Origin of the sequence: Streptomyces sp. NBC_00466 (genome assembly GCF_041433995.1) — a bacterium.
Taxonomy (GTDB): Bacteria; Actinomycetota; Actinomycetes; order Streptomycetales; family Streptomycetaceae; genus Streptomyces.
The window spans coordinates 1,632,795-1,655,753 of the sequence record NZ_CP107896.1; the positions used below are offsets into that span (position 1 = coordinate 1,632,795).

At 72.8% G+C, this 22,959-nt stretch carries 20 protein-coding genes; 7 read left to right on the forward strand and 13 right to left on the reverse strand.

The features are described from left to right. Positions 1-41 precede the first annotated feature (41 nt). The 7 genes from fxsT to OG210_RS07160 form a co-directional block, all read right to left on the reverse strand. Positions 42-3,008, reverse strand: a complete 2,967-nt coding sequence (gene fxsT / locus OG210_RS07130; protein WP_371535344.1) for an FxSxx-COOH system tetratricopeptide repeat protein — start codon at positions 3,006-3,008, stop codon at positions 42-44. Between the two features lie 96 nt (positions 3,009-3,104). Next, on the reverse strand, positions 3,105-4,286 hold the full coding sequence (locus OG210_RS07135) for an FxsB family cyclophane-forming radical SAM/SPASM peptide maturase (RefSeq protein ID WP_328331362.1): 1,182 nt from the start codon (positions 4,284-4,286) through the stop codon (positions 3,105-3,107). Beyond that, positions 4,283-4,438, reverse strand: a complete 156-nt coding sequence (locus OG210_RS07140; RefSeq protein WP_328331360.1) for a hypothetical protein — start codon at positions 4,436-4,438, stop codon at positions 4,283-4,285. The genes OG210_RS07135 and OG210_RS07140 overlap by 4 nt, the downstream gene beginning before the upstream one ends. Then, positions 4,435-7,719, reverse strand: a complete 3,285-nt coding sequence (locus tag OG210_RS07145; RefSeq protein ID WP_328331358.1) for an SAV_2336 N-terminal domain-related protein — start codon at positions 7,717-7,719, stop codon at positions 4,435-4,437. Before OG210_RS07145 ends, OG210_RS07140 begins: the two co-directional genes overlap by 4 nt. Before the next feature lie 4 nt (positions 7,720-7,723). Then, positions 7,724-8,761 (reverse strand): AAA family ATPase, encoded by a 1,038-nt coding sequence (locus OG210_RS07150; protein ID WP_371535345.1) that lies wholly within the window; start codon positions 8,759-8,761, stop codon positions 7,724-7,726. Positions 8,762-8,873: 112 nt separating this feature from the next. Beyond that, the gene (locus tag OG210_RS07155; protein WP_371535347.1) at positions 8,874-10,865 is read right to left on the reverse strand and encodes a trypsin-like peptidase domain-containing protein; all 1,992 of its coding nucleotides are present in this window, start codon (positions 10,863-10,865) and stop codon (positions 8,874-8,876) included. Further along, on the reverse strand, positions 10,858-11,274 hold the full coding sequence (locus OG210_RS07160; protein WP_371535349.1) for a CU044_2847 family protein: 417 nt from the start codon (positions 11,272-11,274) through the stop codon (positions 10,858-10,860). The genes OG210_RS07155 and OG210_RS07160 overlap by 8 nt, the downstream gene beginning before the upstream one ends. A gap of 165 nt (positions 11,275-11,439) precedes the next feature. Here OG210_RS07160 and OG210_RS07165 point away from each other — a divergent pair, with 165 nt between their 5' ends. Next, complete coding sequence (locus OG210_RS07165) at positions 11,440-11,628, forward strand: DUF6104 family protein (protein ID WP_327295275.1); 189 nt, start codon at positions 11,440-11,442, stop codon at positions 11,626-11,628. 110 nt (positions 11,629-11,738) lie between these two features. Here the strand turns inward: OG210_RS07165 and OG210_RS07170 are convergent, their stop codons facing one another. Continuing rightward, the gene (locus OG210_RS07170) at positions 11,739-12,545 is read right to left on the reverse strand and encodes a hypothetical protein (protein WP_328331350.1); all 807 of its coding nucleotides are present in this window, start codon (positions 12,543-12,545) and stop codon (positions 11,739-11,741) included. Between the two features lie 124 nt (positions 12,546-12,669). Between OG210_RS07170 and OG210_RS07175 the strand changes: the two genes are divergently transcribed. Further along, positions 12,670-13,521 carry a DUF4097 family beta strand repeat-containing protein gene (locus OG210_RS07175; RefSeq protein ID WP_328331348.1) on the forward strand — a complete coding sequence of 284 codons (852 nt, stop codon included), beginning with the start codon at positions 12,670-12,672 and terminating at the stop codon, positions 13,519-13,521. Between the two features lies 1 nt (position 13,522). Further along, positions 13,523-14,686 (forward strand): helix-turn-helix transcriptional regulator, encoded by a 1,164-nt coding sequence (locus OG210_RS07180; protein ID WP_371535351.1) that lies wholly within the window; start codon positions 13,523-13,525, stop codon positions 14,684-14,686. 72 nt (positions 14,687-14,758) lie between these two features. Here the strand turns inward: OG210_RS07180 and OG210_RS07185 are convergent, their stop codons facing one another. Then, the gene (locus tag OG210_RS07185; RefSeq protein WP_328331344.1) at positions 14,759-15,316 is read right to left on the reverse strand and encodes a Clp protease N-terminal domain-containing protein; all 558 of its coding nucleotides are present in this window, start codon (positions 15,314-15,316) and stop codon (positions 14,759-14,761) included. After that, on the reverse strand, positions 15,316-15,525 hold the full coding sequence (locus OG210_RS07190) for a helix-turn-helix domain-containing protein (protein WP_328331342.1): 210 nt from the start codon (positions 15,523-15,525) through the stop codon (positions 15,316-15,318). Before OG210_RS07190 ends, OG210_RS07185 begins: the two co-directional genes overlap by 1 nt. 474 nt (positions 15,526-15,999) lie before the next feature. On the opposite strand from OG210_RS07190, the gene OG210_RS07195 reads away from it, so the two are divergent. Beyond that, entirely contained in the window at positions 16,000-16,497 is a 498-nt protein-coding gene (locus OG210_RS07195; RefSeq protein WP_371535354.1) for an MBL fold metallo-hydrolase, read from the forward strand. Positions 16,498-16,554: 57 nt separating this feature from the next. Here OG210_RS07195 and OG210_RS07200 read toward each other — a convergent pair whose 3' ends face one another. Next, positions 16,555-17,520: a zinc-binding dehydrogenase gene (locus OG210_RS07200; RefSeq protein WP_328331338.1), complete on the reverse strand. Its 966-nt coding sequence runs from the start codon at positions 17,518-17,520 to the stop codon at positions 16,555-16,557. Positions 17,521-17,630: 110 nt separating this feature from the next. Next, positions 17,631-18,845: an NADP-dependent malic enzyme gene (locus OG210_RS07205; RefSeq protein ID WP_328331336.1), complete on the reverse strand. Its 1,215-nt coding sequence runs from the start codon at positions 18,843-18,845 to the stop codon at positions 17,631-17,633. A gap of 550 nt (positions 18,846-19,395) precedes the next feature. Between OG210_RS07205 and OG210_RS07210 the strand changes: the two genes are divergently transcribed. From OG210_RS07210 to OG210_RS07220, 3 genes are read left to right on the forward strand one after another with little or no spacing between them, the layout of a single operon-like run. Further along, complete coding sequence (locus tag OG210_RS07210) at positions 19,396-20,334, forward strand: ABC transporter substrate-binding protein (protein ID WP_328331334.1); 939 nt, start codon at positions 19,396-19,398, stop codon at positions 20,332-20,334. Positions 20,335-20,363: 29 nt separating this feature from the next. After that, complete coding sequence (locus tag OG210_RS07215) at positions 20,364-21,302, forward strand: amino acid ABC transporter permease (RefSeq protein WP_328331332.1); 939 nt, start codon at positions 20,364-20,366, stop codon at positions 21,300-21,302. Beyond that, on the forward strand, positions 21,299-22,060 hold the full coding sequence (locus OG210_RS07220; protein ID WP_371535357.1) for an amino acid ABC transporter ATP-binding protein: 762 nt from the start codon (positions 21,299-21,301) through the stop codon (positions 22,058-22,060). The genes OG210_RS07215 and OG210_RS07220 overlap by 4 nt, the downstream gene beginning before the upstream one ends. Before the next feature lie 115 nt (positions 22,061-22,175). Here OG210_RS07220 and OG210_RS07225 read toward each other — a convergent pair whose 3' ends face one another. Next, positions 22,176-22,865, reverse strand: a complete 690-nt coding sequence (locus OG210_RS07225) for a class I SAM-dependent methyltransferase (protein WP_328335608.1) — start codon at positions 22,863-22,865, stop codon at positions 22,176-22,178. Positions 22,866-22,959 lie beyond the last annotated feature (94 nt).

Genomic DNA, 22,959 nt, shown 5'->3' on the forward strand with positions numbered 1-22,959 from the left:
CGGCGTACCGGCCCCACGGCGTCCCGCGGGTGGCTCGCGGCTCAGACGAACTGCGGCTCGAAGTCCCAGTACCGGACCGCGCCGTCCCGGATGCTCCGGGTGTGCTGGTGGTCGTCCCCGAGCAGTTCGGTGATCCGTGCCAGTGCCTCCGCGTGCAGCCGGCCGGCGCGCGCCGTCTCGCCGGCCGCCCGCAGATCACGGGCGAGCGCGGTCTGGGCGGTGGTGGTCAGCGGGTGCCCGGGGCCGAGTGTCCGCTCGGCCCGGTCCACCAGGTCGTGTCCCAGCCGTACGGCGCCTTCGGCGTCTCCCGCCCGCTGCCGGGCCGTCGCGGTGTTGAAGGCGCAGCCCAGCGTCCACGGATGGTCCGCACCCACGGCACCGGTCATCTGCCGCAGGGTCTGTTCGGCGAGTTCCAGGGCGCCGTCGTGGTCCCCCGCGTCGCCCTGCAGCAGCGCCAGGTTGGCCCGGGTGCCCACCGCGTACGGGTGCAGCTCACCGAGCTGCAGCGCGTACAGCGAGGCCGTCTCGTCCGCGAGGTCGTAGGCCTCACGGAACTCGCCCGCCTCGCGGAGCAGCATCGCGAAGTCCGCGCCCGCCCGCAGGGTGTCGGGGTGGCGGCGGCCGCGCCGGGCGACCCGGCGCTTGCGGACGCTGAGCAGCAGCGCTCTGGCCTGGAGCAGCTTCCCGTCGCGGCGCAGGCACAGGGCGAGGTTGTGGTCGGCGTTCAAGGTCTGCCCGTGGTTGCGGTCCAGTTCCTGGCCGTGCAGCCGTGAGTTGTGCTGCTGGATCTCCAGGGCCTCCCGGTAGCGGCCGAGCAGCCGCAGCATGGTCGCGGTGCGCAGCGCCGAGTGCAGGGTGAGCGGATTGCGGCCGCCGAGGAGGGCGACCCGCGCGGTCAGGATGTCCCGGTGCAGGTCCAGCGACGCCTGGTACTTGCCCTGCAGGCCCATCGCCTCGGCCAGGTTGTTCCGTATGGAGAGGGTGCGCGGCACCTCGGCGTCGCCCAGCGAGGTGACGGCTTCCCGGTCCGCCTGCTCGAAGAGCGTCCTGGCCTCGTCGTAGCGGCCGAGCGCGAGCAGGGTGCCGCCGAGCCCGTCCCTGGCCCTGATCACCTCGATCGGTTCGGCTCCGGGGCTGCTCAGCAGCCGTTCGAGCACCTGCCGTCCGACCGCCTCGGCCTCGGCGTAACGGCCCAGCCTGCGCTCCATGTTGGCGCGCTGGTGCACGGCGACCAGGACGGCGGTGCTGGTGCCGCCGGACACCGGCTCCCAGTGCTCGACGGCCGCCCGGCTGAGCCGCCCGCCCTCCTCGTACTCGCCGCGCATCCGCAGGTACTCGATGCAGTTGAGCACCAGCCTGCGCACGTCGTCGTCGGCCGACTCCAGGGCGCCCGCGATCTCCAGATGCGGAATCAGCTCGGCGTAGCGGGACCAGTTGCGGGACGAAGCCGGGTCCCGCGGGTCGGCCGTGACGAGCACCTTGAGTGCGGCCCCGGTCAGTTCGGCGCGCTCACCGGGGGTCTGGGCGTGCCGTACGAAGGAGTGGAAGATCCGGTGCATCCGCAGGGCGGAGACGGTGACGGAGCCGCCCATCCGCGGGACGGGGTCGTACTCCAGCCGCATGGAGGTCACTTCGGAGAGCTTGCGCAGCGCGGAGTTCCAGCTGCTCGGCTCCGGTACGACCCGGTCGAGAGGCTTGGGGAGGTCGGCGGCGCGCGCCGACTGGAGCAGCCGCAGCGGCAGCGTCCCCGGCGAGAAGCGGGCGAGCAGATTGAGCAGCTTCCAGGCACCCGGGTCCTGTTCGCGCAGGCTGCCGAGGGTCCTGGCCCAGGCGATCTGGAAGGAGACCGGGTAGTCCTGGGAGGCCAGCACCCCGAAGCGGTCGGGGTTGCTCTCCGTCAGCTCCCTGATGTACTCGGGGATGTCGACGGTGGGGTTGATGTCGAGCCAGGCCGCCGTCTGGTCGAGCAGCAGCGGCAGGTCCTCGACGGCTTCGGCGAGCAGCCCGGCCTCGTACGGGGAGAGCCTTTGGGAGCGGCGGCCGGCGAAGGCGACGGACTCCTCGCGCTCGAAGTGCTCCACCTGGAACAGCTCGGCCAGGGCCGACCACTCCTGGTGGTTGGTGGTGACCAGGACGTCGCCCGCCCCTTCGGGCAGCAGAGCGGCCAGCTTCTCCGGATCTCCGGCGCCGTCGAGGACGATCAGCCAGCTGTCCCCGGTGGCGCGCAGCTTTCCGGCGGCCGCGGCTATGGACTGGTCGAGCTTGCTGCCGACTCCCACGCCGAGTGCTTCGGCGAGGGTGCCGAGCTGCTCGCGGGCGGTGCCGGTGGTGGTCGCGTCCAGCCACCAGACGATGTCGTACTCGCCCTTGAAGCGGTGGACGTACTCCAGCGCGATCTGGGTCTTGCCGATCCCGCCGGGGCCGCACAGCGCGAAGACCGCGCCCTCGCCGCGGCCGGCCGCGAAGCTGTCGTGGATCCGGTCGAGCAGGACGCCGCGGCCGGTGAACCTGCGGTTGCGGCGCGGTACGTTCTGGACGTCGGGCGGGTCGTCGGGGAACCGCGGGACGCGGTCCAGGGTGACCGGGCGGACCGCACCGTCCGACGTGCCGGCGACTTCGAGCACCCGCCTGCGGGCCGCGTCGGCGCTCAGGCCGCGCAGCGCGACCGGGCCCAGGGCGATGATCGCCTCGGGCAGCGGGCGGGTGGTGACGCTGACTCCGGCGATCCGGTCGGGGTGGTCGGCGAGCATCTGGCGCAGCGCGTCGGCCCACCCCGTGCGGAGGCCGTCGTCGAACCGCTCGAACCAGTCGTCGATGACGAGCAGGACCCGCCCGGGCGCGGTCAGCATCCCGGTGAGTGCGTCGGCTGTCGGGGAGCTCCGGGCAGGGTTCCAGCGGACCAGGGCGGTGGCGGTCCCCACCTCCGTGAGCTGCCGGGCGATCCAGTGGGCCCAGGGCTCGCTCTGCCCGGCGAAGACCACCGTGACGTGGGGAGTCGGCTCCGCCATCGTCACTCCCTCAACCAGTTGCGTCACTGTCGTGCACCTACCACTCAAGTGTGAACAGAAGTCGCCATGTTGACGGCCAGTCGGCGCCACGATACGTCACGTGACGAAAGCGCTCAGCCGGTGGGCGATATACCGGATGAGGTACTCCAAATCGGCGCAGTAGACGCTGGGATGGCGGAAGCCGGCCCCGGCCGCGTACCGGTGGATGTAGTTGCCGCCGCCGCACACCCGGAGCACCGGGCAGCTCAGGCAGACTCCGGGGAGCGCCTTCTCTCCGAGCTGCCTGGCGGCGATCCCGGGGTGCGCGAGCGCGGTGTCGAAGGGGTCGCTGAAGACGTCCAGTCCGGTCGAAGGGGCACCCTCGTAGGCGGACTTGAGCGCGTCGACCTGCTCGATGGCTCCGTCGGTGTCCACCACGACGACGGCCAGCGGGGCCAGCCCCACCGCCTCGGCCGCCGCGGGTTCGCCGAGGAGCAGCGCGACGAGGGTGTGGAAGAGCCGGATGCGCGGCTGGCCGGGCCCGCCGTCCCACCAGCGGTCGAAGGCGGTGGCGAGCCAGTGGCCGTACGGGGCGGGGTGCGGCCGGTGCCGGCCCGGTGTCCCCGGCTCGGTCCCCGGTGGCGGCGCGGACCAGTTGCCGTGCGGCAGCAGCAGATCGAGCCCCGGCGGGCGCAGCGCGCGCAGGCTGTCGTACACCTCGACGGGGTCGGCCGCGAGGTCGATGGTGCAGAGGATCCCGGCGTAGGTTCCGGGGTGCGGGTACTCGGCGAGCAGCCGGGCGGCGCGGTGGGCGGCGGGCCAGGAGGGGCGGCCCGCGTGGTCCCGGCGGCGGGAGTTGAGTGCGGCGCTGCCGCCGTCGAGGGAGAGCCCGACGCGGATTCCGGCGGCGGCGAGCGCGTCGAGCGTACGGGCGGTGAGCAGGGTCCCGTTGGTCTGTACGGTCGCGGTCACCTCGCACCCCGCGGGCACCGCGTCCCGTACGGCGCGGGTGTACTCGATCACCGGCCCCGGCCCGGACAGCAGCGGTTCACCGCCGTGCAGTTCGATCCGGATACGGGGGAGCCGGTGCGCGGTGACGTGCTCGGCGATCCGCGCGGCGGTCCTGCGGACGGTCTCACCGGTGGCGCGGCGGGGGCGGTCGCGCCAGCTGCTGTCCCGGCCGCGGTAGACGTAGCAGTACGAGCAGTCGAGGTTGCAGCGGCTGTGCACCTTCAGGACGAACTGCCGGAAGGGCACGGGCCGCTGGACGACGGTCCGGTCGCGGACCGCGGGGGTCATGGCGCGTCCTCGTAGTAGGCGATGAGCGGTTCGCGCGGGTCGCGCTGCCTGGTCTCGGCGAGTACGGCCGCCAGCACCGGGTGAGCGGTGTCCCGCGGCGGGGTCAGCCGGGGCAGCGGGTCGCCGGGCAGCGCTTCGGTGTCCTGGGTCAACGGCCGGCCGCCCCGTCCGTCAGCCGGGCGACGGCGTCGCGGACACCGGCCGCGGCGCTGTCCCCGGCGGGCCCGGCGGACTCAAGCAGCGCCAGGGCCGCCCGGTACTCACGGAGGGCTTCCAGTGGCCCCGCGAGCTCCTCCAGCACAGCGGCGCGCGCCGCCCGCGCCGCGCCGGCCCGCCCGTCGTCGTCCACGTCGGTGGCGCGCAGATAGTGCTCGGCGGCCTGCTGGAGCCGGTCGGGGGTGCCGGTGTGCCGGGCGAGCAGCACCGCGATATCGCCCCGGGCCTGCCAGGCACGTGAGGCCGCGTACGGGTCGGGGGCCCCTCGCGCGGCGGCTCCGTGGGCCCAGTCGGCCTCGTAGAGGTCGGTGAGCCCGCCGGTGGCCCGGTAGCGCGCCAGATACAGCGCCCCGAGCAGTGCCCGGCGCGCGGCCAGTTCGGGGTCCGACTCGGCCGTCTCGTCGACGGCCTCGCGCAGCCGGCGTACGGCGGTGTCGAGTTCGGCGGGCGTGCCGTCCCGCTCGGCACGCTGTCCCAGCGCCCGGCCCAGCCGGGTGAGAAGCCTGGCCGGCCGGTCCGGGGTCCCGGTGGCGAGGGCGGCGGTCCAGTGCTCGATGGCGCCGTCGAGGTGCGTGGCGGGCCGGGGGGCCGTTCCCGGGCCGTCCTCGTGGCCGCGCCCGGGGCGGGCGTTCTCCCGATGGCTGGTCTCCGGGCGGGCGCTCTCCCCATGGCCGCTCTCCGGGACCCCGGGAGCGGCGGGGTCGATGTGCCCCTGCCAGTGCACGTCCCCCATGCGCTGGTGGCAGGAGTGGCGTACGGCGTCGTCGTCGGCCGCCGCCAGGGCCGCGGCGAGCGCGTCCAGCACCTCCCAGCGCCACGACACGTCGCCGCCCTCCAGCTGGGCCAGCTCCAGCGCACTGGCGATCTTCAGCCAGATGTCGGCCCGTTCGGCGCCCCCGGTGGCCTCGGCCGCCGCGGGGCGCAGCGCGCGCAACGCACGCAGCGCGTAGTGCCGTACGACGTCGTCGCTCACCACATGGCGGGCCAGATCCAGTTCCAGGGTGCCGTGCAGCACCCGGTCCCCGACCCGGTCCGCCGTGTCCGCGAGCCGCTCCGCGAGGGCCGCCGCCGCGTACAGGGGCGTGGTGTCCACCGCCGGGCCGCCCGACCTGGACAGCCGCCGCAGCACCTCGATGTGGAGTGCGGCGGCCGCCGGCCACTCCTCCGACGGCTGTACGGCCTCGGTCAGCCCGCGGAGCCGGTCGGACGCCGCGCTCAGCAGCTCGGCCACGGTGTCCGCGTCGCCGGGACGGGCGTCGACGGGGTACGGGCCGCGGGTCTCGCGCAGTACGTTCCCGGCCAGCTCCTGGCCGAGTTGGCCTTCATCGGCCGCCACCGCCATGGCGTACAGCACCTCGGCTGCCGCGAACCCGTCCGAGGACTTCGCGGATTCCCAGGCCTCCGCCAGGTCCTCGTCCAGCGCGCGCAGCCGCCAGCGCAGCAGCAGCGCCCGGGACAGCTCCGCCCGGCGGGCCGGCAGCGAATCGCCGCGCCGCTCCCCGGCGGCGGCCAGGCGCAGCAGCCCGATCGCGCTGTCGAGGTCCCGTACGCCGCCGTACCGCTCGTAGCGCCGGGCGAACTCACCCGCGCGCGCGGCGAGTTCTCCCGGGGTGCCGGGATCGGGCGGCGGGACGGGAGGGCCGCCGCGACGTCTGATGGTGTCCGCCGCGACCTCGGCGAAGACCCGCAGCCCCGCGGGCATCGCGCCGCCGCCCGCCGGGACAGGCAGCCGCTCGCCGAGCGCGACGGCGGCCATGGCGGGGAAGTTGCGCGCGCTGCGGCCGAAGCGCCGCTGGACGTAGCTCGAACTGTGCCGTAGCACGAGCCGCTCGTCCCCCCGGTCGAGCCGGGCGGCGAGCAACACCTTCACCCCGTCGAGGAATTCGTAGTACGGACCGTCCGCGGGGCCGATGTCGGGCCGCTCGGCGCGCCGTACGATGCCGCCGAGCAGCACCTCGGCCAGCGCCTCGGGCCCGGTGCCGGCCAGCATCGTGTGCTGGACGATCCGCATCACCGGCAGCACCAGCGGCACCGCCGTCAGATACTCGGCCAGCCGCTGCGCGGTGGGGGACGCGGTCCGCCGGAACGCTCCGACCCGCTCCTGCCCGGTGAGCGCGGCCTCGGCCCGTACCGGTGCACGGGAGGGCGGTTGGTCGCGGCGCACCCAGGCAGCCGCGGTGGACACCGACTGGCCGGTGGCGCCCGAGACCAGCCCGGCCCAGCCCTCCACGGAGGTACGCCGCAGCGCGAGCACCGGGACCGGTCTGCCGTCGCGCGGGTCGGCACCGCGCGGCGCGGCGCTGAACTCCAGCCGCCCCAGCGGGCCTTCGTGCCGTCGCAGCACTCCCCCGTACGCGGGCAGATGGGTACGCCGCCACAGCCGCTGCGGCAGCGGCTGGACGACCGCGACCGGGGTGGTGGCCGACCAGTGGTACAGCAGCCGCTGCAGGACGCCGGACCGCCACATGGGTCCTGAGCAGTCCGAGAGCAGCAGGATGATGCGGCGGCCGGTGGGGTCGCCGAGCTGGGCGGCGCGGCGCAGCGGGCCCGCCGGGACGCGCCCGGCCGCGTATCCGGCGCCCGATTCGCCGTCCGGGTGCAGATAGCGCAGCTGGACGTCCTGGAAGACCCCGGCGCCCGCGCAGATGCCGGCCAGCTCCTCCAGCGCGCTCTCCCAGGCGACCGTCGACGTGGAGACGTCCATCAGGAGCAGCAGCCGCGCCTTCTGCCGCCGCGCGGCGCGCAGTACGGGAATGACCAGCCCGGTGTCGGCGGCCCGGCCCGCGGTGGCCTCCTCGTCGAGGGTGCGGCCCTGCGGCATGGCCGGTGACCGGTAGCGGCTCAGCGGCCGTAACGCGCGCTGGAGTGCGTGCGGATCGGCGAGCGCGGGCGCCGCGGGCACCAGGACCGGCGAAGTCTCCACGGCGGCGGGCGCGCCGTCCGGGTCCGGCGCGGTCAGCAGGGCGGCGGGCGCGCCGGGTGTGTCATCGGGCGGCTCGACGGGGCGGGTGGCGGCGGCCGGCGGGGTGGCGGGGGTCTCCTGCGGGGGGCCGGCCGGGCGGCAGGGCCCAGGGGGGACGGGGGCTCCGGTGCGGGCGGCCAGCCACAGGGCGTCCGCGAGTTCCCGCGCGTCGACATCGCGGCCGGACTCCCGCAGCCGGGCGACCAGGGTGGTCAGTGCCACACCCCGGCCGCTCTCGTCCCGCCCGTCGCCCACCGGGTCACCTCGGTCCGTTGTCGAGGGGCCGCATCAGGAGATCGGCGACGGCATCCTGGTCCGCGGGGTGGCGGCCCGCGGTGTGCTGGACGAGGTAGATCGCGTTCAGCAGCTGGTCGGTCGGGCGCACCCCGCCGTCCGCCTCGGTACGGACGAACCGGTCGACGAGGCCTATGTACTCGTCGTAGGACCCGGCACCGAAGTGTGCCTGGACCATGGCGGCGAGCCGTTCGTCCCGGGGCGCGGCCAGGTCCAGGTGGATGCACCGGCGCAGCAGCGGGGCGGGGAAGTCCCGTTCGCGGTTGCTGGTCATGACGACCACCGGGAAGGCCCGGCAGCGCACCCGTCCGCCGGTGACGGGGGCGCGCAGCCCGTCGTCGGTGAGGACCTGGACGGTCTGCTGCCCCGGCCGGTCGGCGACCCGCTCCAGCTCGGGCAGGGTGAACTCGCCCTCCTCCAGCACGTTGAGCAGGTCGTTGGGGAGGTCGATGTCGCTCTTGTCCAGCTCGTCGATGAGCAGCACCCGGGGCCGTTCGGCGGCGAGCAGCGCGGTACCGAGCGGGCCGAGCCGCAGATAGCGCCCGATGTCCCCGGCCGGGTGCGGGCCGCCGTCCGGGCCGCCCTCGCCGCCCTCCAGCCGGGCGAGCTGCGCGTCCTGGAGGCGGCCGATGGCGTCGTACGAGTAGAGGCCGTCGCGGAGTTCGCTGCGGCTGACGACGGGCCACTGCAGGACGCGGCCGAGGCCGAGTTCGAAGGCGAGGTCGTGGGCGAGCGTGCTCTTGCCCGAGCCCGGCTCGCCGGTGATCAGCAGCGGACGGCGCAGATACAGCGCGGCGTTGATGAGCCGCAGCGCCTCGCTGCCGGGCACCGCGAGGGGGACGGCCCGGGTGCCCAGCCGCCGCGTGGTCGCGGAGTCGGCCTCCGGCACCCGGTATCCGATGGGCGGGGCGCCGAAGTCGCGCCAGGGCGGTGGCGCGGGCCTCCGGTCGATCCGCTCGGGATCGGGGTCACCGGTGCCGCGGTAGATGAACCATTCGCTCATCGCTGGTTCGCTCCTCATCGGCGCCGGGCGTCCCGGGATACGTACCCGTCCGGCGCATCGTCAAAGTCGTTTTCAGGCCATTGCTTCCGGGTGGGACTCCGCCGGGGAACGGTCACGGGGAGTCCAGGGTGTGTTCGTCGTCGGTGGGCAGGGGCCGCCCGGGATCGTCGTACAGCAGCATCAGCGGTTCCGGCCAGTGGGTCTCGGGGTGCCGGCGGTCGATGTCCTCCCGCAGATGGCGCAGCCGGTCCGGGAGTTCCGCCGTTGTGCCGGACGCGTCGAACAACTTCTGCACCCGCGCCCGCAGTTCGTCGCAGCCCTCCCCGCAACTGTGCCCGCCGCCGCGGCCGATGTGCCAGAGCGCGATGCCGTGACCGGCCCGCAGCGTCAGCTCCAGGGCGGCGGCTCCGGCGCCCTGCCCCGCGGGGCGGCACAGCACGGGGACGGCGCCGGCCGGGAGCGACTCGTAGTACGCGGGCCGCTGCGCGGTACCCGGTTCCGGGATCCGCGCCACGGTCAGCCGCTGGGCCCCGGCGGTGTCCTGCCAGCGGCTCTCCCGCCCGGCCTCGTCCCGCCACCGGCCGCGGCGCCCCAGATCACGCACCACCAGACGGCGCTGCGCCCCGAGTTGGGTGGGTCCGCCCATCGGCGGGGCGTCGTGGAGCTGCCAGCGGTGGACGGGGGTGTCGAACCGGCTGAGCGGCAGGGCGATCTCCACCGGCACCGGATGGTCCTCGTCGGGGTCCTCGGCGTGCAGCACCTCATGGAGCCTGCGCCGCAGCGTCTGGTGGTTGTGCCAGACCGCGTCGCCACCGTGCCTGCGGGGCGCCGGCCCCTCGTACGCACCGATCTGCTCGCTGCCCCCTTCCCCGCCGAACAGGTGGATCGTCCACTCGAAGAGGGCGGGGTCGTCGTGCAGCGGATCCATCACGACCGTGACCACCGGCCCCTCCTTCGGGCCCGGGTACGGCAGGACGATGCGTTCGGGACGCACGGGGTCGGGGAGCAGCGCCGGCGGCAGCCTGACCCCGGTGACCAGTTCGTGCAGGAGCGGGTCCGCCACCTGCTCCAGCCTGCGGTCGATCCAGTCGGAGAGCGGGCCGGTCGCGCCACCGCGCGCCCCGACGTACTGGGCGGCCAGCCGGAGGTAGCTGAGCTGGACGAGCGGGCCGAGTGGCTGGTCGCCGTCGTACAGCAGGCCGTGGCCGTCCCGCCAGCTCCGCAGTACGGCCCTGGCCGGGGGCAGCAGGCCGCGGGCGGCCTTGCCCGCGATGGCCCCGACGGGCGCTCCGGTGGCGGGGCCGGGCAGTTCGGCGAGCAGGGCCAGCGCCTCGCGCCGGTCGCGCGGGGTCCAGTCGCCGCCTCCGCCGGGCCCGGCGGAGCCCGTCACGGGCTGCCGGGCGGTCCAGGTGTGGCGCCCGGTCCGTGCCGCGTGCCAGCGGTCGTGTGCGGCCATCACCTCCCGGTAGCGGTCGCCGAATCCGCGCAGCGCCCCGGCCGCGACGGCGAGGCCGCCCTCCTTGTCCTTCCGGCGGGACTTGATGATGCCGACGACCTCGCCGGTGACCGGGTCGAGGAGCGGGCCGCCGGACACGCCCTTGGGGTACTCGGCGCCGGGCTCGATCAGCAGTCCGTGAGTCCCACTGAGCACGTTGATACCGGCCCTGGCCACGAAGGACTCCGGGCCGCCCCCGGGCGCCGTCTGCGGTTCCGGCCGGTAGCCGTGTACGACGACCGTGTGCATCGGCCGTACGTCACGGTCGGTGAACCACACACACTCGTGCTCCGTCTCCGGGTCCAGCAGCCGGACGAGGGCGAGGTCCCGCTCCGGCGGGATCACGGCCCCCTCGTTCTCGGCCAGCTGCCAGGCCACCACCTCGGCGGGGACCGGGATCCCGTCGTTGAAGCCGTCGCCGCGGACCGCGAGGTGCCCGCCCGGCCCGGTCGGCAGATGCGGGCGCAGCACATGGGCGCAGGTCAGCACCCAGCCGGGGGCGATGAAGAAGCCGCTGCCCCAGAAGTCGGCGGCGGCGCCGTCGGCGGGCAGCAGCTGGACGGTCGCGGCAGCCGTGAGGGAGTTGACGACGGGGTCGGGCTCATTCATCGGCGGGCCGGGGCGCGGCGGGCGGAGGCGTGAGGGGCTGCTGTGCGTCCGGCTGCTGTGCGGCCGCGGCGGGCTGCTGCGCGGGATTCCCGGCGAGTTTCCAGGTGAGGGACACCTGGAGGGCCGTCTTCGCCTCGGCCCCCGCCAGGACGGAGATGACCTTCCCCTCCTTGACGCTGAACTCAAGGCCGAACGTGACGGTGGCCTCGTCGGGGCACGCGGCACGCGCGGCGTCCAGCACGGAGCTTCCGACGCCGGCGATCACCCGCCGGAGGTCGTCCACCCGGTTCTGCAGCACCTCCGCGACGCCGACGTCCTCGTATCCGTCGCCGTGCGCGCCGGACGTAGTCAGCCGGGCGTGCACGACCGCACCTCCCGGCAGGACGATTTCCTGTACCTCGGCCGCCATGACTCCCCCGTATCGCTCAAGTCACCTCACCAACAGGTTACTTGGACCATGACGAGGGTACTGGCCCGACCGGTTGCGGAGGAGTCCGTAACCCGCCACGCAGCGGACGGACGGGCGCCGCGCATAATCTGAAAGGGAACATCCGGAACGCAACAGGAGCGACACGTGTACTTCACCGACCGCGGCATCGAGGAACTGGAGAAGCGGCGGGGCGAGGAGGAAGTCACCTTCGAGTGGCTCGCCGAGCAGCTGCGTACGTTCGTCGACCTGAACCCGGACTTCGAAGTTCCGGTCGAGCGCCTGGCGACCTGGCTGGCCCGGCTGGACGACGAGGACGAGGACGACGACGCATAGGGACTTCCGTCTGGATCAGGCCGGGCTCGCGGGCGCCCGCGCGTAGGCGCCGACGCGTGAGGCGCCCCCGCGTAACGGAGCGGCAGGCGAGCGGCCCGGCGGCCCCGGGTTCAGGCGCCCGCCCGCATCCGGTCGTACGCCAGGCCCAGCACCCCGTGCGCCATCAGCAGTGCGGCCGCCACCGTCCAGCCTCCCCTGCGGCGGCTGAAGCCCCAGAGCGCGAGCGGGACACCGGCCGCCAGCTGGACCGCACCGAGCGCGCGGGCCCGCGGGCCACGCAGCCAGGGGCCGAGCGCACTGTCCTCGAAAGCGGCGAGCTCCGCCCGCACGGTCTCCCGCAGGCCCGTCGGATCGATCCGCCCGGTGGCCGGGTGGACCCTGGCCACCTCGCGCAGCCGGTCGGCGGGGTCGCCGGGGGTGAGGCCGGTGGGCAGGGCGAGGCCGGCCCGGACGAGGACCGCGGTGAGACCGGTCAGCCGGGAGCGTGAGTCGGCGAGCGGGTCCGGAAGGGTGAGTTCGGTCAGCGCCTGGAGATCCAGTACGGGATCGAGCCGCAGCCGTGCGCCGAACGTGCGCATCGCCCCGTCCTCACCGACCGGCGTACCGTCCGCGCGCCAGACATAGCCGACCGGCCGCCGGAATCCGGAGGCCAGCGTGAGACCCGCCCGGTCGCAGTCCCACCAGAGGGCGAGCACCGGCCAGTCCGACGAGACCGCGAGCGTGGTGACCCAGCCACCGGCCACCCGGTCGACCGGTTCCTCCCCGTGCAGCCAGGGCTTCCCCTCGGGGACGAGCACACTCCACCGCTCGCCCGCCGGGGCGAGGAGCAGCTGCTCCCCCAGCACGTGGGCCGCTGCCCGTACGGCGGCCGGCTCCGCCCGGCAGAGCAGCAGGGCACCTGTGGCGTTCTCTGACATGGCCCCACGCTAGGACAGATCCACGCATTCCACCTGCGCACTTGACTTCGCCAATCCGCGATATATCGTGTTCTGCAGAAGACGCGATATGTTGCGTCGCATCCGACCCGTGGAGGTCAGTCCCATGTCCGAGAGGTCAGTGTCGGAGCCGCGGAAGCTCTCCTTCGACGAACCAGTGACGGCATTGAACGTGCGCATCGTGAACGGCACGGTCAATGTCGTGGGCACCGACGACGCGGTGCTGAACGAGCAGGGCGGCACCCGTCTGGAGATCTCCGGGATCGACGGGCCGCCGCTGGAAGTGACGCTGGAGAACGGCACGCTGACCGTGGCCTACGAGGACCTGCCCTGGAAGGGCTTCCTGAAGTGGCTGGACCGCAAGGGCTGGAAGCGCACCGCCGTCGTCTCGGTCGCCGTACCCGCGTCGGCACGGGTGGAGGTCGGCGTGGTGGGTGCGGGCGCTGTCGTCTCCGGGGTCCGGGGACGTACGGAGGTCCGCGGGGTCTCCGGCGACACCGCCCTGGTCGGCCTCTCCGGCACCGTTCTCGCCGAGACCGTGTCGGGGAACGTCGAGGCCCAGGCCGTCAGCGGCGATCTGCGCTTCCACTCGGTCTCCGGGGACCTCACCGTGATCGAGGGGGCCGGCTCGTCCGTACGGGGAGAATCGGTCAGCGGCGACATGGTCGTCGACCTCGACGCGACCGGCGGGCCGACCGACATCGCCCTGACCACCGTCTCCGGCGAGGTCGCCATCAGGCTGGCCCCGCTGGCGGACGCCAAGGTCAGCGCGAACACCACGAGCGGCGCCGTGTCGAACGCCTTCGAGGATCTGCGGGTCAGCGGCCAGTGGGGTGCCAAGAAGATCACCGGTACCCTCGGCGCGGGCACCGGCAGCCTCCGGGCGACCACCGTGAGCGGGGCCATCGCCCTGCTGCGCAGGCCCGCACAGGACGACATCGCCGAGAAGGTGCTCTGACATGGCCCCCGTTTTCGCCCACGGCCGACTGCGGCTCTACCTCCTCAAGCTGCTGGACGAGGCCCCGCGCCACGGCTACGAGGTGATCAGACTCCTGGAGGAGCGCTTCCAGGGGCTGTACGCGCCGAGCGCGGGCACCGTGTATCCGCGCCTCGCCAAGCTGGAGGCGGAGGGGCTGGTCACCCACGCGTCGGAGGGCGGCCGGAAGGTGTACTCGATCACCGAGGCCGGGCGCGCCGAACTGGCGGGCCGCAGCGGCGAACTGGCCGACCTGGAGATGGAGATCCGCGAGTCGGTCTCCGAGCTCGCCGCGGAGATCCGGGCCGACGTCAGCGGCTCGGCGAACGACCTGCGGCGCGAGATCCGCCAGGCCGCGAAGGAGGCACGCAGGACTTCGGCCGGTACGGCGGGCGGTGGCCGGACGGCGGGCGCGGGCGGCGGCTCCGGCGCGGGGAAGCCGTTCCCCGGATTCCCTGACGCCTCCGACTTCCTCGACGGGAACTGGACCGACAAGGAGGGCTGGCGCCAGGCCAAGGAGGACTTCAAGCGCGCCAAGCAGGAGTGGAAGGAGCAGGCGCGCCGGGCGAAGGACGAGTCGCGCCGCGCCCGCGAGGACGCCCAGCAGGCACGCCGCCAGGCCAGGGAGGCCCAGGACTACGCCCGCGAACAGCTGCAGCGGGTCGCCGAGCAGGTCCAGGACCACTTCGCACGCGGCGACTGGCCGGCCGGGGTGCGCGAAGGTCTCGCCGAATTCACCCGGGAGCTGGGCCGCTTCGGACGGACCGCGGAGCCGGTGGCGGGAACCCGTACGGACACCGACTCCGGTGCGCACACCACGGCCGGCACGGGCACGGATCCCGGCTCCGGCTCCGGCTCCGGTACGGAAGCGACCGCCGGCCCGGACGCCGCGGTCCCCGTCGACCTGGGCAGGATCGACCTGGACAAGGGGGACGGCCACCCGGCGCCCGAGCCGGAGTGGGCGCACGAGGAGCCGTCCGGCAACCCGGCCCGCGACCTGGACCGGCTGCTCGACCGCTTCCGCGACGACATCCGGGACGCGGCCCGCGACCACGGCGTCACGGACGGCCAGCTCCGGGACGCCAGGCGGCATCTGTCGGCGGCGGCAGCCCACATCGGCGCGGCACTGCGCGGCCCCGGGGCATAGGCCGGGGACGAGAGAGTCCAGGCCCGAGCGCCCGCTCCCCCGGCAACCGCCGGAGGGGCGGGCGCCGTTCCGTCACGCCGCGCCGGGCAGGCCGCCGACCCGCAGCACACGCTCCACGTCCTCGTACGACACCCCGCACGCCGCCAGGGCGTCCGCGGCCACCCCGCCCCGCTCGATGAGCGCCAACAGCAGGTGCTCGTCGCCGAGATGGCGCTCCCGGTGCGCCACCGCGGTCCGCAGGGCGATCCGCAGCGTCTCCTTCGCGCCCGGCGCGAGGGTCCGGCGGAGCGTTCTGGCCCCGGTCCGGCCCGGCGCCGGCGCGTCCGGCCCGTGCTCCTCCTCGATCCGCCCGACGATCTCGTCGATGTCGATACCGAGACCCGCCAGCGCATCCGCGTCGGCCCGGGAGATCCCGCCCCGGCGCCGGGCGTCCGCCAGCGCCCCGGCCACCTGCTCGCGCCGGCCGGTGACCCCGAGCGAGGAGAGGACGGAGGACGCCTTCGTACCGCGCGCGTCGAGCAGCGCCAGCAGCAGGTGCTCCTCGGTGATCCGGGGCTCGCCCGCGCGCCCGGCGTACCCGACCGCACCGCTGACCACGTCCCTGGCCCCCTGCGTGAAGCGTTCGAACATCACTGCCTCCCGTGCTTCTTGTGGACTGCCTGCCTGCTGACACCGAGCTCCGCGGCGATGTCCTGCCACGACCAGCCCTGGTTGCGGGCGCTGCGCACCTGTACGGATTCGAGCCGCTCCAGCAGCCGCCGCAGCGCGGCCACCGCCCGCAGCCCGACGCGTGGGTCACTGTCGCTCGCCCGGGCGGCGAGTTCCGTTGCCTCGGTCATGATGTCAACTTACGTTGACACCCTGAATACTGTCAACCTTCATTGACATCCGGACGGCCCGGTCCACCCCGGAATTCCGGAAGACCCGGGCGGCGGACGGGAGTACGGTGCCGACCGTGATCGACTACCTCCACGGCGCACCCGTATCCGGCAGCCTCGACGTCGACTGGCACCACGGCGGGCCCTCCCCGAAGCACGATTCCGCGCCGGAGATCCAGGTCCACGCATACTCCGAACACACCCTGATCCTGCGGCAGAACAAGTCCGTGCACTTCGAAGCGCCCTTCCTCTTCCTGCTCTTCGGGAACGACAGGGCGCTGCTCCTGGACACCGGAGCCTCGGCCGACCCGGCGCACTTCCCGCTGCGCGCCACCGTCGACGCACTGATCAGCCAGTGGCTGCTGCGCAATCCGCGCGAGGGACGCGGGGGGGTACGGGCTGCTGGTCGCCCACACACATGGCCACGGCGACCACGTGGCGGGCGACGCGCAGTTCGCCGGACGGCCGCTGACCACCGTCGTGGGCAAGGACCAGGGATCGGTCGCCACATTATTCGGGCTGACCGACTGGCCGCACCGGAAGGGCGAACTCGACCTCGGTGGGCGGATCCTCGATCTGATCCCCGGCCCCGGCCACCAGAGTGCGGCGGTCGTCTTCCACGACCGGCACACCGGACTGCTGCTGACCGGCGACTCGCTCTATCCCGGCCGGATCTACGTAGCCGACGAGGCGGCTTTCACCGCCACGGTCGAGCGGCTGCTGGCGTTCTGCGAGGAGCACCCGGTGACGCATGTGCTCGGCTGCCACATCGAGATGACGTCCACGCCGCACGAGGACTACCCGCGCGGCACCACATACCAGCCGGACGAGCCGCCGCTCCAGCTCACGGCCGGGCATCTGCGGCGGCTGCGGCAGGCGCTGGCGGAGGGAACGGACGACCCGCAGGGCGAGTTCCTCGTCGTCACCGGCTGACCGCCGCCAGGGGCGGGCCGACCGGTGAGGAGCGGGACGGCGGCCCGCCGGGCCCGGTCAGGCCCCGGTCAGCACGACCTTGCCGAAGAGCTCGCCCGACGCCATCTTCTCGAAGCCCTCGCGGGCCCGGTCGAGCGGCAGCACCTCGTCGATGACGGGCCGTACCCCGGTGGCCGCGCAGAACGAGAGCAGGTCCTCCAGCTCGTCCTTGGACCCCATGGTCGAGCCGACGACCCTCAGCTCCAGGAAGAAGATCCGGGTGAGCTCGGCCGACACCGGATCGGAGCCGCTGGTGGCACCCGAGATCACCAGGGTGCCGCCCGGCTTGAGCGACTTGACGGAGTGCGACCAGGTGGCGGCCCCCACCGTCTCGATGACGGCGTCCACCCGCCGGGGCAGCCGCGCACCCGGCTCGAAGGCGTCCACCGCGCCGAGCTCTACGGCCCGTTGGCGCTTGGCCTCGTCCCGGCTGGTGGCGTACACGAGCAGGCCCGCCGCCTTCCCCAGCACGATGGCGGCCGTCGCCACACCGCCGCCCGCACCCTGGACGAGTACGGAGTCGCCGGGCCGCACACCGGCGTTGGTGAAGAGCATCCGGTACGCCGTGAGCCAGGCGGTGGGCAGGCAGGCGGCCTGCTCGAAGCTCAGCTCCTTCGGCTTGCGGAGCACATTCCACTCGGGGACGGTGACCCGCTCGGCGAACGTGCCCTGGTACTTCTCCGTCAGGATGGACCGCCCTTCCTTCGGCCCGACCCCGTACCCGCTCTGCCCGATGACGGAGTGCAGGACGACCTCGTTGCCGTCCTGGTCGGTCCCCGCGGCGTCGCAGCCGAGGATCATCGGCAGCTTGTCGGCTGCGAGCCCCACACCGCGGAGCGACCAGAGGTCGTGATGGTTGAGGGAGGCGGCTCTGACGTCGACGGTCGTCCAGCCCGGCCGGGCCACGGGGGCCGGACGCTCCCCCAGTTCAAGGCCGTTGAGGGGGTGGTCGCGATCGATGCGGGCTGCGTAGGCGGCGAACATGTCCCGACCATAGGCGTGGCCGGTTCCGTACGGAACCGGCCACAGGTGTGACGCTGCCTGCACTGGTCCGGGGTGAAGGGGCCGGCCGGCCCCTCACTCCCCGGGGCGGCTCAGCGCCGGGCCACGCCCTCCGCGCGGGCCGCTGCCGCCACCGCCGCGGTGACCGCCGGAGCGACCCGCTCGTCGAACGGCGACGGGATCACGCAGTCCGCGCTCAGCTCATCGGCCACCACGGCCGCCAGCGCCTCGGCCGCGGCGAGCTTCATGCCCTCCGTGATCCGCGAGGCCCGCACCTGGAGCGCCCCGGCGAAGATGCCCGGGAACGCCAGCACGTTGTTGATCTGGTTCGGGAAGTCGCTGCGCCCGGTGGCGACGACCGCCGCGTACTTGGCGGCGACCGTGGGGTGGATCTCCGGGTTCGGGTTGGCCATCGCGAAGATGAACGAGCCCTCGGCCATCGAGGCGACCGCGGGCTCGGGGACCGTACCGCCCGAAACCCCGATGAAGACATCCGCACCGGACATCGCGGTCTCCAGCGAGCCGGTCAGGCCCGCCTTGTTGGTGAAGCCCGCGACCTCCCGCTTGATCTCGGTCAGGTCCCCGCGGTCCGCCGAGACGATGCCCTTGCGGTCGCACACCGCGACATCGCCGATGCCGGCCTCGATGAGGATCTTCGCGATGGCGACACCCGCCGCGCCCGCACCCGAGATGACCGCGCGCAGCTGCCCCAGCGAGCGTCCGGTGAGGGTGGCCGCGTTCCGCAGGGCCGCCAGGGTGACGACGGCGGTGCCGTGCTGGTCGTCGTGGAAGACCGGGATGTCCAGCTGCTCCTGGAGCCTGCGCTCGATCTCGAAGCAGCGCGGCGCGGAGATGTCCTCCAGGTTCACGCCGCCGAAGGACGGGGCGAGCCGCACGACGGTCTCGATGATCTCGTCCGTGTCGGTCGTCGCCAGCGCGATCGGAACGGCGTCGACGCCACCGAACTGCTTGAAGAGGATGGCTTTGCCCTCCATCACAGGAAGGGATGCCTCCGGGCCGATGTCACCCAGCCCCAGCACCGCCGTACCGTCCGTCACGACGGCCACGACCTGCGACTTCCAGGTGTAGTCATGGACGAGCTCCGGCTGCTCGGCGATGGCGCTGCACACCTTGGCGACTCCGGGCGTGTACGCGAGGGACAGGTCGTCCCGGTCGCGCACCGGCACCGTGGCCTGGATGGCCATCTTGCCACCGCGATGCAGGGCGAACACCGGGTCGAAGGGCTCCCCGTCCTGCGAGGAAGTGCTGAAACTTTCGCTGCGAGGATTGACGATCTCCGCTGCCATTGGTTGTTACCCCTTAGGTCTTCATCAGTTGAGGGTGGCCACTCCTGGTTGAGGAGGGGTGGGCGGGCACCGCGTATGTGCCCCGCACGGCCGGTTGGCCCGCCGGGCGGGGGGAGGTACATACGCGCGGGCGCGCCGCACACGCGCCCTGAGCCCCGGATGAGGGGTGTAACCGTCTGTTCTACCGGATGGACCGCACATCGGACGAGTCCATATCGAGTCCGCACCGACGCGGTGAGATGGCTCATAGCGGGATATCCGGGCAGGTGGGCCCGCTTCCACGGTACAAGTCCATCCTTCGAGACGCGCCCCGGAACGGCGCGGGGCAGACCGGAGATCCTCCGGCGGAAGGCGCGTTTGCCAGCAGATGGTCCGGTCGTGCCGTACCGGCCAAGTGGAGAACGGGGGTGACCCGTTACCCGATTTTGACATGCCCGGCCCCCTGATTGGGCCAGTGCGGCTGGCAAGATGCCGTCATCCACACATGGTCGTGGCACCGGAACACCGTTGCCGCGGCGCCAGCTGTCCGATCCGCCGGAGGACCACCACCATGACCGCACGCTCCACGCGCCGCACGGCCGCAATGAAGTCCCGGACAGCCGCGGTCGGCGCGATCGCGGTCGCCGGCGCACTGCTGCTGACCGCCTGCGGCGACCAGACCAAGAACGACAGCACGGGTTCGTCCGCCGCACCGCTCGCGCATCTGCTGCCGCAGGCCATCCGGGCCAAGGGCACCGTCAAGGTCGGCTCCGACATCGCGTACGCGCCCGTCGAGTTCAAGGACAGCTCCGGCAAGGTCTCCGGGATCGACCCCGACCTGGGCGCGGCGCTCGGCAAGCAGCTCGGGGTGTCGTTCCAGTTCGAGAACGGCACCTTCGACACCCTGGTCACCGGTCTGCGCGCCAAGCGCTACGACGTCGCGATGTCGGCGATGACCGACACCAAGGACCGGCAGAACGGTGTGGAGAACGGCAAGAAGGTCGGCACCGGCGTCGACTTCGTCGACTACTACAGCGCCGGCGTCTCCATCTACACCCGGAAGGGCAAGGACGAGGGCATCAAGAACTGGACCGACCTCTGCGGCAAGACGATCGTCATGGAGCGCGGCACGGTCTCCAACGACCTCGCCAAGGCGCAGGCGAAGAAGTGTCCGGCCGGCAAGAAGCTCTCCATCCAGGCCTTCGACGACGACCAGCAGGCCCAGACCCGGCTCCGTTCGGGCGGCGCCGACGCCGGATCGGCCGACTCCCCCATCGCCGCGTACGCGGTGAAGACCTCGGGCGGCGGCAAAGACTTCCAGATCGTCGGCCCGACGGTCCAGGCAGCCCCGTACGGCATCGCGGTCGCCAAGGGGAACGACCAGCTCACCAAGGCCATCCAGCAGGCTATGAACGCCATCATCAAGAACGGCACGTACGACAAGATCCTGGCGAAGTGGGGCGCCCAGCAGGGCGCGGTCACCACGGCCAAGGTCAACGGCGGATCCTGACCGGACGCCGGCGCTGAGAGGTATCACCTATGACTGCTGACATGGAAAAGGTGGGCGGCGCGGTCGACGCACCGCCCGCCGGACCGCAAGCCATCAGGGCCATCCCGGTCAGGCACTTCGGACGGTACGTCGCCGCGGTGGTCGCCGTGGCCCTGCTGGCCTCGATCGTCTACGCGTTCTCCCAGGGCAAGATCAACTGGGGCGCGGTACCGGACTACTTCTTCGACCACCGGATCATCCACGGTGTGGGCCAGACGCTGCTGCTCACCGTGCTCTCCATGGCGATCGGCATCGTCGGGGGCATCATCCTCGCGGTGATGCGGCTGTCGAAGAACCCGGTGACGTCGTCGATCGCGTGGTTCTACATCTGGTTCTTCCGGGGCACACCGGTCCTCGTCCAGCTGATGGTCTGGTTCAACCTGGGCCTGGTCTTCACGTACATCAACCTCGGTCCGATCTACAAGGACTACTGGTCGAGCTTTATGACGCCGCTGCTGACGGCGCTGCTCGGTCTCGGCCTGAACGAGGCCGCGTACATGGCGGAGATCTGCCGGGCCGGGCTGCTCGCGGTCGACGAGGGCCAGACGGAGGCCGCGCACGCGCTCGGCATGAGCCATGCCAGGACGCTGCGGCGGATCGTGGTCCCGCAGGCGATGCGGGTCATCGTGCCGCCGACCGGCAACGAGGTCATCAACATGCTGAAGACCACCTCGCTGGTGGCCGCGGTGCAGTTCTACGAACTGCTGAGGACGGCCCAGGACATCGGGCAGACATCCGGGGCCGCGGTGGAGATGCTGTTCCTGGCCGCCGCCTGGTATCTGGTGCTCACGACCATCTTCTCCATCGGCCAGTTCTATCTGGAGCGCTACTACGCGCGCGGCTCCAGCCGCAGCCTGCCGCTGACCCCGCTCCAGCGGATCAAGGCGAACCTGGCTTCCTTCAGCAACCGCTCGGGGGTGTCCGCATGACGGCGATGGTGAAGGCCGAGGACGTCCACAAGTCCTTCGGACCGACTCAGGTACTCAAGGGGATCGACCTCGAGGTCGCCCCGCGCGAGGTGTTCTGCCTCATCGGCCCTTCGGGTTCCGGCAAGTCGACGTTCCTCCGGTGCATCAACCACCTGGAGAAGGTCAACGCCGGACGGCTGTACGTCGACGGGGACCTGGTCGGCTACCGCCAGAAGGGCGAGAAGCTCTACGAGCTGAAGGACAGCGAAGTCGCTCTGAAGCGCCGGGACATCGGCATGGTCTTCCAGCGCTTCAACCTCTTCCCGCACATGACCGCCATCGAGAACGTGATGGAGGCACCGGTCCAGGTGCGCGGTGAGACCAAGGCCGTCGCGCGCGCCCGCGCGGAGCGGCTGCTGGACCGGGTCGGGCTCTCCGACAAGGCGGGCAGCTACCCGACGCAGCTCTCGGGCGGCCAGCAGCAGCGGGTGGCCATCGCCCGTGCGCTGGCGATGGAGCCGAAGCTGATGCTCTTCGACGAGCCGACGTCGGCGCTCGACCCGGAGCTGGTGGGTGACGTCCTGGACGTGATGCGCGGCCTCGCGGACGACGGCATGACGATGATCGTCGTGACCCACGAGATGGGCTTCGCCCGGGAGGTCGGCGACGCGCTGGTCTTCATGGACGACGGCGTGGTGGTCGAGTCGGGGCACCCGCGGGACGTCCTGACCAACCCGCAGCACGACCGGACGAAGTCGTTCCTGTCGAAGGTGCTGTGAGCGGTCGCAACCAGACGTACGTGAGTCGCACCAGGCGTATGTGAAGGGGGTACGGGCCGACGCGCCCGTACCCCCTTCACCTGTTCCCGTACGTCGCTCTCCGGCCGGCGGCGCCCTACTTCACGGCGAGCACCAGGGTGTCGGACGGCGAGGCCCAGACGCCACGCGCCTCCGCGAAGCCCGCCGCACGCAGGGTGTCCGCGTGCCACCGTACGGACGGCATGTCCCCGTCCGCGTGCTCGCCGTAGATCCGGTACCGCTCGGCGGTCGGTCCGGCGAGGACCGGGTCCTTGGCGGCGAGGGCCCACCAGTCCGCCCAGTCGAGGGCGCCCGCCGCCCTGGCGCGGTCCATGGCGGCGTGCCGGTGGGCGCGCTCGGCCGCGTTGATCCGCGGCGTCTCGTCGTCGATCATGTGGTCGGCGTTCATGAACACGCCTCCGTCCACGACGAGGGAGCCGATCTGCCCGTAGAGCGCGGCCAGCGGCTCGGTGTGCAGCCAGTGCAGCGCGGTCGCGGTGAGCACCGCGTCGTACTCCTGGTGCGGCAGCAGCCCGGTCCAGCCGGGGTCCTTGAGATCGGCGGCCACCAGGGTGACGCGCTCGTCACCGGCGAAGCAGCCCTCCGCGATGGCGAGCAGCGCGGGGTCGAGATCCACGCCCGTGCTGGTGGCTCCGGGGAACCGCTTCAGCAGCCGATCCGTGATACTTCCCGTACCGCATGCGAGATCCAGCACCCGGGGAGCAGGGCCCACCAGCGCCTCCACCATGTCCAGCATCACCCGGAACCGCTCCTCACGGTCGGGCATGTACCACTCCTGCTGCCGGTCCCAGCTCTCCTGCCAGGACTGCCAGTCCGTACCCGCCACCGACTCCGCCACTGCTTCCTCCACCCAAGTAATA